This is a genomic window from Methyloversatilis discipulorum (assembly GCF_000385375.1).
GTDB classification, from domain to species: domain Bacteria; phylum Pseudomonadota; class Gammaproteobacteria; order Burkholderiales; family Rhodocyclaceae; genus Methyloversatilis; species Methyloversatilis discipulorum_A.
Genome location: NZ_ARVV01000001.1, coordinates 3,149,628 through 3,163,465 on the forward strand (window position 1 = coordinate 3,149,628; position 13,838 = coordinate 3,163,465).

The 13,838-nt window shown below is 66.1% G+C and carries 12 protein-coding genes; 1 reads left to right on the forward strand and 11 read right to left on the reverse strand.

Going from position 1 to position 13,838, the window contains the following annotated elements:
- Genes METRZ18153_RS0114785 through flhA form a run of 3 tightly spaced genes read right to left on the reverse strand, consistent with a single transcriptional unit; the run spans nt 1 to nt 4,509 of the window.
- Entirely contained in the window at nt 1-888 is an 888-nt protein-coding gene (locus METRZ18153_RS0114785; protein WP_020165459.1) for a MinD/ParA family ATP-binding protein, read from the reverse strand.
- Nucleotides 881-2,404, reverse strand: coding sequence for a flagellar biosynthesis protein FlhF (gene flhF, locus METRZ18153_RS0114790; protein ID WP_020165460.1), 1,524 nt, complete (start codon nt 2,402-2,404; stop codon nt 881-883). Before flhF ends, METRZ18153_RS0114785 begins: the two co-directional genes overlap by 8 nt.
- The gene (flhA, locus tag METRZ18153_RS0114795) at nt 2,401-4,509 is read right to left on the reverse strand and encodes a flagellar biosynthesis protein FlhA (RefSeq protein WP_020165461.1); all 2,109 of its coding nucleotides are present in this window, start codon (nt 4,507-4,509) and stop codon (nt 2,401-2,403) included. The genes flhF and flhA overlap by 4 nt, the downstream gene beginning before the upstream one ends.
- Nucleotides 4,510-4,687: 178 nt before the next feature.
- Between flhA and METRZ18153_RS0114800 the strand changes: the two genes are divergently transcribed.
- Nucleotides 4,688-5,470, forward strand: a complete 783-nt coding sequence (locus tag METRZ18153_RS0114800) for an outer membrane lipoprotein (RefSeq protein ID WP_020165462.1) — start codon at nt 4,688-4,690, stop codon at nt 5,468-5,470.
- A 92-nt stretch (nt 5,471-5,562) separates the two neighbouring features.
- Here METRZ18153_RS0114800 and METRZ18153_RS0114805 read toward each other — a convergent pair whose 3' ends face one another.
- From METRZ18153_RS0114805 to METRZ18153_RS0114840, 8 genes are all read right to left on the reverse strand, one after another.
- Complete coding sequence (locus METRZ18153_RS0114805) at nt 5,563-7,200, reverse strand: methyl-accepting chemotaxis protein (RefSeq protein WP_020165463.1); 1,638 nt, start codon at nt 7,198-7,200, stop codon at nt 5,563-5,565.
- 124 nt (nt 7,201-7,324) lie between these two features.
- Nucleotides 7,325-8,461, reverse strand: a complete 1,137-nt coding sequence (flhB, locus tag METRZ18153_RS0114810; protein WP_020165464.1) for a flagellar biosynthesis protein FlhB — start codon at nt 8,459-8,461, stop codon at nt 7,325-7,327.
- Nucleotides 8,462-8,683: 222 nt separating this feature from the next.
- On the reverse strand, nt 8,684-9,013 hold the full coding sequence (locus METRZ18153_RS0114815) for a DUF3135 domain-containing protein (protein WP_020165465.1): 330 nt from the start codon (nt 9,011-9,013) through the stop codon (nt 8,684-8,686).
- Nucleotides 9,014-9,071: 58 nt separating this feature from the next.
- Complete coding sequence (locus METRZ18153_RS0114820) at nt 9,072-9,422, reverse strand: hypothetical protein (protein ID WP_020165466.1); 351 nt, start codon at nt 9,420-9,422, stop codon at nt 9,072-9,074.
- Between the two features lie 187 nt (nt 9,423-9,609).
- Nucleotides 9,610-11,490, reverse strand: a complete 1,881-nt coding sequence (locus METRZ18153_RS0114825) for a chemotaxis protein CheA (RefSeq protein ID WP_020165467.1) — start codon at nt 11,488-11,490, stop codon at nt 9,610-9,612.
- A gap of 138 nt (nt 11,491-11,628) precedes the next feature.
- A complete protein-coding gene (gene cheZ / locus METRZ18153_RS0114830) occupies nt 11,629-12,456 on the reverse strand; it encodes a protein phosphatase CheZ (RefSeq protein ID WP_020165468.1) in 828 nt (275 codons plus the stop codon).
- A 22-nt stretch (nt 12,457-12,478) separates the two neighbouring features.
- A complete protein-coding gene (cheY, locus tag METRZ18153_RS0114835; RefSeq protein ID WP_024300868.1) occupies nt 12,479-12,877 on the reverse strand; it encodes a chemotaxis response regulator CheY in 399 nt (132 codons plus the stop codon).
- A 14-nt stretch (nt 12,878-12,891) separates the two neighbouring features.
- Nucleotides 12,892-13,836, reverse strand: a complete 945-nt coding sequence (locus METRZ18153_RS0114840) for a chemotaxis protein (protein WP_020165469.1) — start codon at nt 13,834-13,836, stop codon at nt 12,892-12,894.
- Nucleotides 13,837-13,838 lie beyond the last annotated feature (2 nt).

The following is a 13,838-nucleotide window of genomic DNA, read 5'->3' on the forward strand; positions in this document are numbered from 1 at the left end:
TCAGGCCACTTGGGCCGGGAATCCGTCTGCACGCCCTCCCCGGTCGCTGCGGTCACCCGCGAGCGCGTCGTCCAGGGCCGACAACATACCGGCTTTCTCCGCCTCGCGGGTCACGAAAAGCTTTTCGGCAAGATCGCGCCCGATCTTGAGGGCATCGTCACCCGCGGTGGCGAAAACCGGGCGCTGGTAGCCGCTCGGCAGGCAGCCCAGCCAGTGCAGCGCACTGCCCAGATGTTCGCTCACCACGCCATTCAGGCTGGCAAAGGCCTGACGGGCGTCGGCCACCGAGCGCGCGCGGCTGACGCCGACATGCACCGGCCGGGCCGCGCCGCCGGTCACCGGCGCATTGCCGGCGAGGTGACGCTTGATCAGCGCGTAGGCGGCGGTGATGCTGACGCCGGAGGCGGCGGTGATCACCGCCAGCCGGTCGGCTCGACGGGCCAGCGCCGACAGCTGACCGTCGTCGAGCGCGCAGTCGATCACCAGCAGTTCGGTATCTCGGGTCAGTTCGACCAGCGCTTCGTCCAGCGCCTCGGTCTGCAGGCGGTTCAGCTGTTTCGACGCAGCGGCGAGACGGGCTGCCGGCACCACGGCCACGCCGTGTTGCGAGGCGATGCGCACCGAGGCGAGCGCGACGTCGCGGTTGATCGCCTGCAGCAGGTCGATGCGCGAGGTCAGACCCAGCCGCGCGGTGGCCGAGCCGGCGCCCTGGTGTTCGTCGATCAGCGTCACGCGCAAGCCGCTGCGGGCCGCTTCGATCGCGGTCGCCAGTGCGATCGAGGTGCTGCCGACGCCATCCATCGCGCCGGCGAAGGCGACGCGCTGCGTCGGGTAGCGGCGGAACATGGCGCGCAGGCCGGCCGCCTGGTCGTGCATGAAATCAGCCACGGCTCACCTCGCTGCGCATGTCGCGACGCGAGGCAGCCATCAACAGGCCGGCGTCCTGCGGTGAGAGGTGTTGCGACGATTCCTCGCCGGCTGCACGCAGCGCGCGGTGCATCAGGTAGGCACGGTTGGGCAGGTGCAGATCTTCCGGCACGCGCTGGCCGTTGGCGACGTAGTAAAGCGGCAGTTCGTGGCGCATCAGCACATCGAGCACCGGGCCCAGCGTGACCGATTCATCGACCTTGCTGATGATGGCGCCGGCCAGATCGGCGCCGCCATTCGGCGACGAATAAGCGCGCACCACATCGTCCAGCGCGTCAGCGCGGGCGACCGAATTCAGCAGCAGCAGACGGCGTACGTCGCCACTCGACGACAGCATGGCAATCTGCTCGGCGACGGCGCGATCGCGCTGGCTCATGCCGACGGTGTCGATCAGCACCATGTGCTTGTCGCGCAGCTCGACCAGCATGCGACGCAGGTCGGAGGCGTCGCGCACCGCATGCACCGGTACGCCGAGGATGCGGCCATAGATGCGCAGCTGTTCATGGGCGCCGATCCGGTAGCCGTCGGTGGTGAGCAGCGCCACCTTGTCGGCGCCATGGCGCACGACGCAGCGGGCGGCAAGCTTGGCAGTCGTGGTGGTCTTGCCGACGCCGGTCGGGCCGACCAGCGCATAGACGCCGCCGCGGTCGATGATGTCGGCGTCGGAATTCAGCGTGATCAGGTCGCGGCCGATCAGCGTGCGCAGTTCATTGCGCGCGGCAGCCAGCGAGTCGGAACTGCTGAGCTGGTCGAGCAGACGGTAGGTGGTCACTGCGCTGAAGCCGGATTCGAGCATTTCGGCCGCCAGCGTGGTCTTGATCGGCGAGCTGCGCGACATTTCGCCCCAGGCGAAGCCGGCCAGCTGCTGTTCGAGCATGCGGCGGATGCTGCCCAGTTCCTCGCGCAGTGCGGCGTCGAGCTGCGGCGCCGGCTCGGACGCTTGCGCGGCGTGACGCGGTGCGGTCTCGACAGCCGGTGCGGCACGACGCTGCGGCACTTCAGCGTGCGCGTCGAGGTGCTCGTTGGCCGGCGCCTGCTGACGGCCGCGCGCCAGATCGCGCAATTCGCTCGGCGTCGCCGGACGCGGCTTGTACGGCTGCCAGGGCTTAGGCGCCCGCACTTCCTGTGCCGGAGCCGGCGCCGGCGCCGGTGCGACCTTGCGCGCAGCCACGCTGCTCGACAGCGTCACCTCGAAATCCTCGTCGCCGTAGGGCCGGGACGAGGTCTGAAATGCCGGCGGCGCCTCGGCGCGCGCGACGGGCTGCGCAGCAGCGCGCGCCACCGGTGCCACCGGCGCTGCAGCCGGCTTCTTCGTCGGTGCAGTCATGGCCTCCAGCGCATTCGCCGGCAGCGCGAGTATTTCCACGCCGCCCTCGACCGGTCGGTTCGACAGCACGATGGCGTCGGGGCCGAGATCTTCCTTGATGCGGCGCAGGGCGTCGCGGGCGGAGGCAGCGAGATATTTGCGAGGCGTCATGATTTGACTCCGATGACAGAGGTCACCTTGATGGTGCGTGTTTCAGGAACTTCGGAATTTGCGAGCACCTTCAGGCTGGGCACCGCCCGGCGCAGGAAGCGCGACAGCAGCCAGCGCAGCGGCGCCGGCACCAGCAGCACGGCGGGCAGACCCATTTCTTCCTGGTTCTGCGCGGTACGCGCCACTTCATTCATCAGCGTGTCGGCCAGACCCGGTTCGATCACCGACCCGTCGCCGCCGCCACCGAGCGCCTGACCGATCAGGCGCTCCAGACCCGGGTCGAGCACCATCACCTGGACGTCGGTGTTGCCCGGGAACAGCTGCTGCACGATGGCGCGACCCAGCGCCACGCGGACGCGCGAGGTCAGTTCGAGCGGGTCCTGCGTACGCGGCGCGTACTCGGCCAGCGTCTCGACGATGGAGCGCATGTCGCGGATCGCCACGCCCTCCTCCAGCAGGCTCTGCAGCACGCGCTGCACCACCGCCAGCGGCAGCGCCTTCGGCACCAGATCCTCGACCAGCTTGGGTTGTTCGCGACCGACGTGTTCCAGCAGCGCCTGCGCTTCCTGACGGCCGAACAGTTCGGCGGCGTGGGTCAGGATGAGATGGTTCAGGTGGGTGGCGATCACAGTGGCCGCGTCGACCACGGTGTAGCCAAGCGCGTGCGCCTGTTCGCGCAGGCCCTGTTCGATCCACACCGCCGGCAGACCGAAAGCCGGATCGCGCGCTTCGCGGCCCGGCAGCGAGCCGGCCACGCGACCCGGGTTGATCGCCATCAGGCTGCCCGGATAGGCCTCGCCGCTGCCGACATCGACACCCTTGAGCGTGATGCGGTAGCCGTTGGGCTTCAATTCGAGGTTGTCGCGGATGTGCACCGGCGCGGTCAGGAAGCCGATCTCCGCCGCAAACTTCTTGCGCAGGCCGCGGATGCGCTTCAGCAGTTCGCCGTCCTGGCCGCGATCGACCAGCGGAATGAGGCGGTAACCGACCTCGAGACCCAGCGTGTCGACCGGCACGACATCGGTCCATGCCGCTTCCTGCTGCTCGGGCGGCGTGACCGACTGCGCCGCCGCCTGCTCGGCCGCCTTCTTCTCCGCCGCCTCCTTCACCTTGGGCGACGCCGCCTTCTGCACTCCGTGCCAGGCGAGGTATCCGAGGCCGGCGGCGATCAGCAGGAAAACGAAATTGGGCATGCCGGGGATCATGCCCATCAGGCCCATGATGCCGGCGGAAATGCCGAGCACGCGCGGATCGCCGAACAGCTGACCGATCACCTGGCCGCCCACATCGCCATCGTTGCCGACGCGCGACACGACCAGACCGGCGGCGATCGAAATCACCAGCGCCGGGATCTGCGCGACCAGGCCGTCGCCGATGGTAAGCATCACGTAGGCCTTGGCGGCGCCGCCGGCGGTCATGTCGTGCTCCATCACACCGATCAGCATGCCGCCCACCATATTGATGAGCAGGATGAGGATGCCGGCGATCGCGTCGCCACGCACGAACTTGGACGCACCGTCCATCGAACCGTAGAAATCCGCTTCGTCGGCGATTTCCTTGCGCCGCCGGCGCGCTTCGTCCTCACCGATCAGGCCGGCGTTCAGGTCGGCGTCGATCGCCATCTGCTTGCCGGGCATCGCATCCAGCGTGAAGCGGGCGCCCACCTCGGCGATCCGGCCAGCGCCTTTTGTAACGACGACGAAGTTGATGACGGTCAGGATGATGAAAACGATGATGCCGACCGCGTAGTTGCCGCCGACCAGGAAGTGGCCGAAGGCTTCGATCACCTTGCCGGCCGCATCCGGGCCGGTGTGACCTTCGAGCAGAACGACCCGGGTGGAGGCCACGTTCAGCGACAGGCGCAGCAGCGTGGTTACCAGCAGGACCGACGGAAATACCGAGAAATCAAGCGCCTTTGTCGTATAGAGCGCCACCAGCATCACCATCACCGACATCGCGATGTTGAACGTGAAAAACACGTCCAGCACGAAGGTGGGCAGCGGCAGCACCATCATCGACAGGATGAGGACGATGAGCAGCGGCGCGGCCATCTGGGCGATGTTCGGGGAACCGATGACCTGACGGAACGAGAGGGACGTAGCCATGACGACATTTCATCGCAGGTGACGTCCATCAAACCGGAGAAAGAAGAGGGGTTTTCCCCGGCTATTGGGTCGACTGGATTGTTACGCAGCGCAAAACGCCCTTACAAACAGGGGGCGCTCCTGTTCACGTCGGCGTGCGTTACTTGCACTGTCGCACCCCAGTCCCAGGAGACTACAGATGAACGCCCCGGCCCGTGCCGCTTCAGCCAGTTCGCTTCACCCCGCTCTGTGGGTGGCCGCTGTCTCGGTCACCGCCTTCAGCGCAGTCGGCATCGCCAAAATGTCCGGCTTGTTCGAGCCGGCCACGCCGGCACCGGTGGTCGCGGCCGCCGCACAGACCGGCACGACGCCGGCTCCGGCAATCCAGGCTGTCGCCGCCGCCGAACCCGCTCAGCCGGTCGCCGCCGCCGCTGACAAACCCACCGATAAGCGCAGCGAGAAGCCGGTCGTCAAGGCTGTGGCAGCGAAGAAGGTGCATGTCGCCGACGCTGGCGAAGCAGGTGTGGTCAAGGTCGCGGAGCGGACCTACGACTCGGGCATCGATGTCATTCCGGCGCAGCCGCGCACTGCCTACGAGCAGACGCTGCCGCGCAGCGAGGCCGATTACCGCGCTCCGGCGCCGGTTTGTGCCGACTGCGGTCTGGTCGAATCGGTACGCGAGGTGAAGGCGCCGGCCGACCCCAGCGGTCTGGGTGCTGCCGCCGGCGGCGTGGTAGGCGGTCTGCTCGGCAACCAGGTCGGCAAGGGCAGCGGGCGCACGATCGCGACGCTGATCGGCATTGCCGGTGGCGCCTATGCCGGCCACCAGGTCGAAAAGACGCAGCGCACGACCTCACGCTGGGAAGTCGGTGTGCGCATGGAAAACGGCGAGTACCGCACGGTCACGCTGGACGCGGAACCGGTCTGGCGCACCGGCGACAAGGTCAGACTGCAGGGCAACCGGCTCGTCATGGCCGACTGAACACAGGTTTCCTCCTTCCTCTCTCTGAGGACCCCTTTCGGGCACCCGCGTGGTGCCCGTTTTTTTGCCTGTTCGCCCGAGTGCTGCCCGGCTCAGGCCGCCGTGCGGAAGCGGCTCACCTCGCCCTGCAGCTGTTCGGAGAGGCTGGCCAGCTCGCTTGCCGAGCTGGCAACCGACGCCGCCGCACTGGCGTTCTCCTCGACCACCTGCACGATCTGCTCGACGCGCCGCGCCAGATCCTGGCTGGCTACGGCCTGCTCCTGCAGGCCGCCAGACACCTCGCCTATCGTGCCGGCGACCCGCCGTGCGTGCGCATCGATGTCCAGCACCTTGGCCCGTCCCTGCTCGGCCGTCGCCAGACCCGCGTGCACCCGCTGAACCGTGCTCTGCATGGTGCTCGACACCTCGGTCGCGCCGCTCTGGATGCGCGTCACCATATCGGTGATCTCGGTGGCCGAGCGCGCCGACTGTTCGGCCAGCTTGCGCACTTCGTCGGCGACCACCGCAAAACCCCGCCCCATCTCACCGGCGCGCGCGGCCTCGATCGCCGCATTCAGCGCCAGCAGATTGGTCTGGTCGGCGACGTCACGGATCACGTGGACGATGCGGGTGATGTGCGCCACTTCGCTACCCAGTTCGAGCGCGCGCTGGGCGCTGCTCTCGATACCCTCGGTCACCTCACGGATCTGCCCCACCATGCGGCCGATGTCGCCAGCGCCGTCCGAGGCGTGCTCACCGGCCACGTGCGAGGCGTCGCGTGCTTCGTTGCTCAGCTCGCTGACGTGGGTGATCGAGGTCGACAGCTCCTCCAGCGAGGCGGCCATCGCGGCCGCCAGTTCCGCCTGCGAATCCGAGGCGAGCCGCACCTGCTGGGTGGCGCCGGACAGGTGGGCGGCCGAGTCACCGAGCTTGCCGGTGGCCTCGCCTATCGTGCGCACCATGCCGCGCAGCGACTGCTGCATCGACTGGACCGCGCGCAATACCTGCGCGGGCTCGCTTTCGCCCTCCGGTCGCAGATCGGTGGTCAGGTCGCCGTCGGCGATCCGCCGCACCGCCGACAAGGTATGGCCGAGCTGGCTGGAAATACTGCGCGTGATGATGAGCGAAACGACGATTGCAGCCACGATGAACAGGGCACCGGCGATCAGCACGGCGCGCGTCAGTGCGTTGGCCGAGTCTTCGAGCGCCGCGATGGCGCTGTCGTTGCGCAGTCGAACGCGCTCGCGCAGCGCCATCGACGCCTCATTCAGGGCAATCGCCGCCGGGCCATGCGTCGAATGCAGCAGTTCGTTCGCCTCAGTGTTGCGATTGACCAGTCCCAGGGCCAGCACCTCCTGCGAAATGCCGCGGAAGGCCTGCAGGCGCTGTTCGAGCTGGGCAAACAAAGCCCGCTCGGCCTCCTCGCTGCCAGGCAAGGCGACCAGTGCGCCGAGGCGCTTGACCGCCTCGTCGGCCTTGCCGACGTAGCCCTCCAGCTCGACACGCACCTTCTGGATCGCGGCGTCTTCGGTTTCGATGATGGCGCTGCGCGAATAGACGCGCACCCGCTGTACCGCGTCGTTCAGATCGGCGATCGCATCGACCTTGGGCTGGGTCAGCGCGCGGATTTCGTGCGCGCTGGCACTCATGCGCACCGACTGGATTTCAATGAAAACGGCCACCGCAATGAAGATCAGTGCGATCAGACCGAAGCCGAGCGCAAGACGGGTGGAGATTCTCAGGTTCTTCATGGAGAGTCCCTCAGGAGCTGATTGTGTGCATGAAACTCAATGACTTAACGGCTGCTGCACACAGCGCTTGAGGCGAGAATTCATCTATTCGACATACGGTCGGGCAGGACCCTTGTACGGCAGGTCAGTCGCTGCCCGGGTCCATGTCTTCCGGCACCGGCAGGTCGCCGGGCATCTTCGGAATGTCGCCGCCGCGGGCAAAGGCGTCGTTGAGCTGGTACACGTAGGCCAGCACCTCGGCCACCGCGCGGAAAAGCCGCGCCGGCACTTCCTGCTCAAGTTCGCAGTGCTTGTGCAGCGCGCGCGCCAGCGGCGGTGCCTCGACCAGCGGCACGCCGTGCTCGCTGGCGACGGTACGGATGCGCAGCGCCATCTCGCCCGCCCCCTTGGCGACCACGCGCGGCGCACCGCCGCGTGCCGCGTCGTAGCGCAGCGCAACCGAGTAGTGGGTCGGGTTGGTCACCACCACGTCGGCCTTCGGCACATTGGCCATCATCCGGCTGCGCGCCATTTCGCGCTGTTGCTGGCGAATGCGCCCCTTGACGTGAGGATCGCCTTCCTGCTCCTTGAATTCCTGGCGCGCCTCCTCCTTGGTCATCTTCAGTTCGGAGTGGTAGTGCCAGAGCTGGAAGGGCACGTCGATGGCGACGATGAGCGCCATGCCGGCGACCAGCAGCAGGGTGGCCGTCATGATGAGGTCGCCGGTGGCGCCGAGCGCAACGTCGACCGGCGCACCGAACAGTGCGAACAGCTTCTCGTGGTCGCGCATGACCACCCAGGCGGCGACGCTACCCACCAATGTCGCCTTGCCGATGCTCTTGCCCAGCTCGACCGCCGCCGTGGACGAGAACATGCGCTTCAGACCGGCAGCCGGATTCAGTTTCGAGAATTTCGGTTCGAGTGCCTTCGGCGCGAAGTTCCAGCCCGCCATCAGGAAAGGCGACACGAAGGCGGCCAGCATCAGCGCGATGAACAGCGGCGCCAGCATCAGCAGGGCATCGGTGGAGCGCTCGATAAGCAGCGCGAACATCGCCGCCGGATCGAAGATCGCGCGCCGGTCTATGGTCAGGCCGTCGCGCAGCAGATCGGCGCTGCGCGGCCACATCCAGCCGGCGAGCGCAGACATGCCGGCGACACCGGTGATGGTGACGAGAAAGGTAGCCAGTTCGCGGGAGTTGGGCACCTGCCCTTCTTCGCGCGCCTTTTCCAGTCGTCGCTGTGACGCTGGTTCTGTCTTTTCGAGATCGCTTTCTTCTGCCACGTGCGCAGACCCGGTTCGGCAATGCGCAGGATGATGCGCCGGAGGGACCAGCGGCAATCGGCGGAACAGCGGCCGAAGATCACCCCATCTGCGACCGCGGTCGGGTCAGTCGTGACAGGAATGTGTGTGGAGTGGGCGGCGCGAAGCGGCAGCCCGGAGCCTGCGTCGCCAGCCCTGCAGTACGCGCCGGGCCGGCCGGAAGACGCGCCTGCGGGGGCCGACTCAGGTCGAGCCGCGCAATCCCTGACGCAGCGAGGTCTGCAGCGCCGACGTTTCTCGGTGCAGCGCCATCAGGCGCTCGGACAGCGCGAGCAGGTAGTCCTCCATCATGCGCGACAGCTCGCGCACCGACTGATTGGGTGAGCCCGCCATCGCCCGGCTGGCATCGATGCGAACCTGCAGGTCGCGCAGAACTGCCTGCTTGTCCGGCGGGCAGGTATTGATGAATTGTTCGATCACGCGCCGTCGCTCCGCGAAATAGGTCTGGGGATCTGAATGGGCCAGTTCCTTCCAGACGTCAAAATCGAAGTCCTGCTCAGGATTTTTCGACACTCGGTGTCCTCGCCTGCATCAATCGTGCTTCGGCGATTGGAACAGACAGTGATCGATCTCAGCGCGGCAGCGTTTCACGCGCCGCAACCAGGCGTGCCGCCTGCTCGACGCCCTGATAGGCGAGCTGACCCGACAGGTCGGGGCACAGCGCATCGGTATTGACCATGTCGAGCGTGGTCTGCACCCAGGCGCGCACTTCCTGCGCGCGCATGAAGAGGCCTCGTGCGTCGGCTTCGGCAGCTTCGCCGGCGAGATTCATCGCGGTCACCATCGCCTCGTTGCCGAGCGTTTCGATCGCATCCATCAAACGCATGATTTCAGCGTGATGGGCCTGGATGCTGGCCGCAGGCAGCATCGCGGCGGCGGGGAACGGCGACGAAATCGGCTGGATCAGGGTAGCTTCGGCCATGGTTTGACTCCCTCTGTAGCGATCGGCGAAGTGCCGGGTATGCTTTCTTATCGACCCTCGAACTGAAGTCTTTAGGGGCAGAGAGATTGCGAGGCAGACAGCCCTGAAACCCAGGCTGGAAAAGGAAAAGAGCCCGCCCGGACCAGGCCCGGGCGGGCTCCTTGAAACAGCGTTGAAACAGTGGTCGTCAGGCGGCGCGGGCGACGTGACCGATCAGGCTGGAACGCGACACACCGCGCGTGTCGCCCATCGAGCCCAGCAGCTCCTTCATGTCGAGGATCAGCACGATCTGGCCGTTCGACAGCGTGGTCACACCAGCCACGCCCTTCGGACGGAAGTCGTCCAGACTCTTGATCACCGCGTCCTCGCGGCCGGCGAAGTTGTCGATCGCCAGGATGAAGGACGACTCGGCAGACTGCATCAGCACGCCGTACTGCGGGTGATTCTTCTGCGGCCAGCCGAGCAGGCGGGCCAGCGGCAGCACCGGCATCACTTCGCCGCGCACCACCATGGTGGCGCGACCACCGACTTCCTGGATGTCTTCGTGCTGGATCGGCAGGATTTCGCGCACCATCGACAGCGGCACCGCGAAGTGCTGCTCGGCCAGACGCACCAGCAGCACCGGCAGGATGGCCAGCGTCAGCGGCAGCGAGATGACGAAGGTCGTGCCCTTGCCCTGCACCGAGCGGATTTCGATCGAACCGTTCAGCTTCTGGATGTTGGTCTTCACTACGTCCATGCCGACACCGCGGCCGGACACGTCGGACACGGTGGCGGCGGTCGAGAAGCCGGGCAGGAAGACGAGGTTCAGGCTCGAACGCTCGTCCAGCGTGTTCGCTTCCTCATCGGTGATCAGACCCTTCTCAAGCGCCTTGGCACGCAGACGCTCGGCATTCATGCCGCGGCCGTCGTCGGCCACCATGATGACGATGTGGTCGCCTTCCTGGCGCGCTTCGAGGCGTACGACCGACTTGCCCGGCTTGCCTTGGGCCATGCGCTCATCCGGCGTCTCGACGCCGTGATCGACCGCGTTGCGGATCAGGTGGATGATGGGATCGGACAGATCCTCGATCATCGTCTTGTCGATTTCGGTCTCTTCGCCGACCAGCGCCAGCTCGACGTCCTTGCCCAGGTTGCGGGCGAGGTCGCGGGCGATGCGCGGGTACTTCTGGAACAGGCGACCGATCGGCTGCATGCGGGTCTTCATCACCGCGTTCTGCAGATCGGACACCAGCAGGTCGAGCTGGCTCACCGCGGCATCGAGTGCGTGCAGCGTGTCGCTGTCGCTCTTGCCGGCCAGGATGTCCGCGCGCAGCGAGGTCAGGCGGTTCTTGGTCAGGCCGATCTCGCCCGAAAGGTTCAGCACTTGGTCCAGACGCGAGGTATCGACGCGGATCGAATTGTCGCGCCCCTTCTCGGCGTCGCGACGGCCGCTCGGGGCGGGTGCGCCCGGACGGTCGCCAGCGCGGCGACCGAAAGCGGCGTTGACCACGGCGGCCACTTCACCGTCGTTGGCAGAACGGGCTGCGGCCGGCTCGGGCACCGCCTGCGGGGCGGACGGCACGACGCCGGTCACGGCCTGATGCAGCGCCACCCAGTCGGGTTCGGCGCCCACCGGGGCCGGCGCGGCAGTCGCGACCGGCTTCGCCACCGGGGCAGCCGGTGCGGCAGCCTTGGCAGGCTCGGCAGTCAGTTCGCCGGCCAGCGCGGCGCGCAGGCGGGCCATCAGGTCGGGATCGGCAGCGGTGGGCTGCATGCCGCGCTCCAGCGCGCCGAACATGTCGCGCACGATGCCGGTGGCGTCGAGAATGACGTCCATCAGCACAGGCGTCACGTTCATCTCGCCGTTGCGCAGCTTGTCGAATAGATTCTCGGTCAGATGGCAGAGGGCGACCAGTTCCGCGGCATTCAGGAAGCCTGCACCGCCCTTGATGGTGTGGAAACCGCGGAAGATCTCGTTCAGCAGGCCGCGGTCGCCCGGGGTCTTCTCGAGATCGACCAGCTTGTTGTCCACGCCGGACAGCAGGTCGGTTGCCTCGACCAGAAAGTCCTGCAGCAGATCTTCCATTCCCTGAAAGTCACTCATCTTTCGCTCCTGTGGCGACCGGATCATCGATCCGTCCGCCCAACTGCACCTGTTGTCACGGTCCGGCAGAAACGGCGTTCTGCCTCACCGACCTTGTTGTGCGTCCATCCTTCGCCAGTCTCAGAAGCCGAGGCTTTCGAGCAGGTCGTCGACCTGTTCCTGGCTGGTCACCACGTCGCTGCGGCCTTCCGAATTGATGACCGGTCCGTTTAGCAACCCTTCCGGCGCTGCGGCGCGCTTCTCCGCCGGCATGGCTTCGATCAGCACCTGCAGCAGGCCGCTCTCCAGCTGTTGCGACATTTCTACGATTTTCTTGATGACCTGACCGGTCAGATCCTGAAAATCCTGCGCCATCATGATTTCGTTCAACTGCGCACGCGTGTCGCGGGCGAAGCCCGGCACGTCGCCGAGGAAGCCTCGCGTTTCGGTCGCCAGCGCCTTGAACTCATCGACCGACAGTTCGTTGCGGTAGAGCTTTTCCCAGCGGTCGTGCAGCGCACTGGAGCGCTTCTCGACGTCGTCCTGCAGCGGGATCGCCACGTCGGTCGCGTTGAGCACGCGACTCGCCGCGTTCTCGGTCATCTGGGCGACGTAGTTCAGGCGGCTGCGGGCATCCGGCATCTGCTGCGCCACATCCTCCAGCGCATGGTCGTAGCCGAGCTGGCGCAGCGTGTCGTGCAGCTGGCGGGCGAGATGTCCGACCTTGTTGAACACGTTTTCGCAGCTGTGTTCGAGTTCATGCGACTCGTCGACGGCGTGCGAGGTGGTGTATTCGGTCGCTACGGTGTCGAACAGCGCCTCCAGGTCGGCGGAATCGCCGCCGACGCTGTTTACCGCCTCGGGTACGACTTCGAGACGCACCTTCTGCGGCGTCTCGCTGGCAATGCTGTCGAACAGGGCCTGCAGATCGTCGGAATCGCCAGTTTCGTCAAGCTTCAGCTTCTTCACGGTTTCCTCTCCCGATGCAGGCTCAAGCGGCCTTCTGGTTCATCTTCTCGAAAATCTTGTTCAGCTTTTCGCTCAGCGTGCCGGCGGTGAAGGGCTTCACGATGTAGCCCGACGCACCGGCCTGGGCAGCCTCGATGATGTTTTCCTTCTTCGCTTCGGCCGTGATCATCAGCACCGGCAGGGCTTTCAGCGCGGCATCGGCACGGATGGCGCGCAGCAGCTCGATGCCGGTCATGTTCGGCATGTTCCAGTCGGTCACCACGAAGTCGAATTCGCTGGCCTTGAGTTTCTGCAGCGCAATCACGCCGTCCTCGGCCTCGTCGACATTCGTGAACCCGAGTTCCTTCAGCAGGTTGCGCACGATGCGGCGCATGGTCGAGAAGTCATCGACAACGAGAAATTTCATCTTGGGATCAGACATGGGGCCTACCTCTCTCAGGCTTTATGTGTTGCCAGCAGCGGACGCAGCGTGTCGGCCAGTACTTCGGCATCGAACTTCGCCACGTATGCGTCCACCCCGACGCTCTTGCCCATCGCACGGTTGGCTTCCGACGACAGCGACGAGTGCATGACTACCGGTATGTCGGCAAAACGAGGGTCATTCTTGATATTGCGGGTCAGCACATAGCCGTCCATCTCAGGCATTTCGGCGTCGACCAGGATGAGGTCGATCTCGTCGGTCAGCGGAGCGCCGGTGGCCGACGAATGCGCCGCCATGCCCTGCAGCCGGGACCAGGCCTCGGCGCCGTTGGTGGCGTGCTTGTGTTTGATGCTCAGCCGGTCCAGCACTTCGGCGATCTTCTTGCGGGCAACCGCCGAGTCATCGACGAAGAACACGTTCGGCTCGTAGTTGCCGCCCAGCGGCGGTATGTCGGTGATGGCGGCCTCTCCGAAGGTGCCGGCCATGATGCTTTCGACGTCCAGGATGGACACCAGGCGGCCGTCGTCCAGTTCGGTGATGGCGGTGATGTAGAGCTGTTCGCTGGTCACCACGGACTCAGGCGCGCGTACGCGGTCCCAGTCGACGCGGATGATGCGATCGACCTCGTGCACCAGGAAGCCCAGCGTGCGCTTGCTGTACTCGGTCACCATCATGGCGCCGCCCATGCCTTCGGGCGCACCGTCCAGATTCATGATGCGCGCCAGCGACAGCACCGGAATCACGTTGCCACGCAGCGAAATGAGGCCTTCGACGCCGCCCGGCATATTGGGGGTCGGCGTTACGGTCGGGGTGCGGCTGACTTCACGTACCTTGAACACATTGATGCCGAACAGCTCGTGCGTGCCGAGCGAGAACAGCAGGATTTCCATCTTGTTCGAACCTGCCAGCTTGGTGCGGGCATCGACTTGTTCGAGCAGGTTCTGATCGGTTCTGTCCATCG

What these genes read in the sequence shown, in the direction of transcription:
- flhF (WP_020165460.1), bottom strand. Translation starts at nt 2,404, where the DNA reads ATGACGCCTCGCAAATATCTCGCTGCCTCCGCCCGCGACGCCCTGCGC.
- flhA (WP_020165461.1), bottom strand. Translation starts at nt 4,509, where the DNA reads ATGGCTACGTCCCTCTCGTTCCGTCAGGTCATCGGTTCCCCGAACATC.
- METRZ18153_RS0114800 (WP_020165462.1), top strand. Translation starts at nt 4,688, where the DNA reads ATGAACGCCCCGGCCCGTGCCGCTTCAGCCAGTTCGCTTCACCCCGCT.
- METRZ18153_RS0114805 (WP_020165463.1), bottom strand. Translation starts at nt 7,200, where the DNA reads ATGAAGAACCTGAGAATCTCCACCCGTCTTGCGCTCGGCTTCGGTCTG.
- METRZ18153_RS0114820 (WP_020165466.1), bottom strand. Translation starts at nt 9,422, where the DNA reads ATGGCCGAAGCTACCCTGATCCAGCCGATTTCGTCGCCGTTCCCCGCC.
- METRZ18153_RS0114825 (WP_020165467.1), bottom strand. Translation starts at nt 11,490, where the DNA reads ATGGAAGATCTGCTGCAGGACTTTCTGGTCGAGGCAACCGACCTGCTG.
- cheY (WP_024300868.1), bottom strand. Translation starts at nt 12,877, where the DNA reads ATGTCTGATCCCAAGATGAAATTTCTCGTTGTCGATGACTTCTCGACC.
- METRZ18153_RS0114840 (WP_020165469.1), bottom strand. Translation starts at nt 13,836, where the DNA reads ATGGACAGAACCGATCAGAACCTGCTCGAACAAGTCGATGCCCGCACC.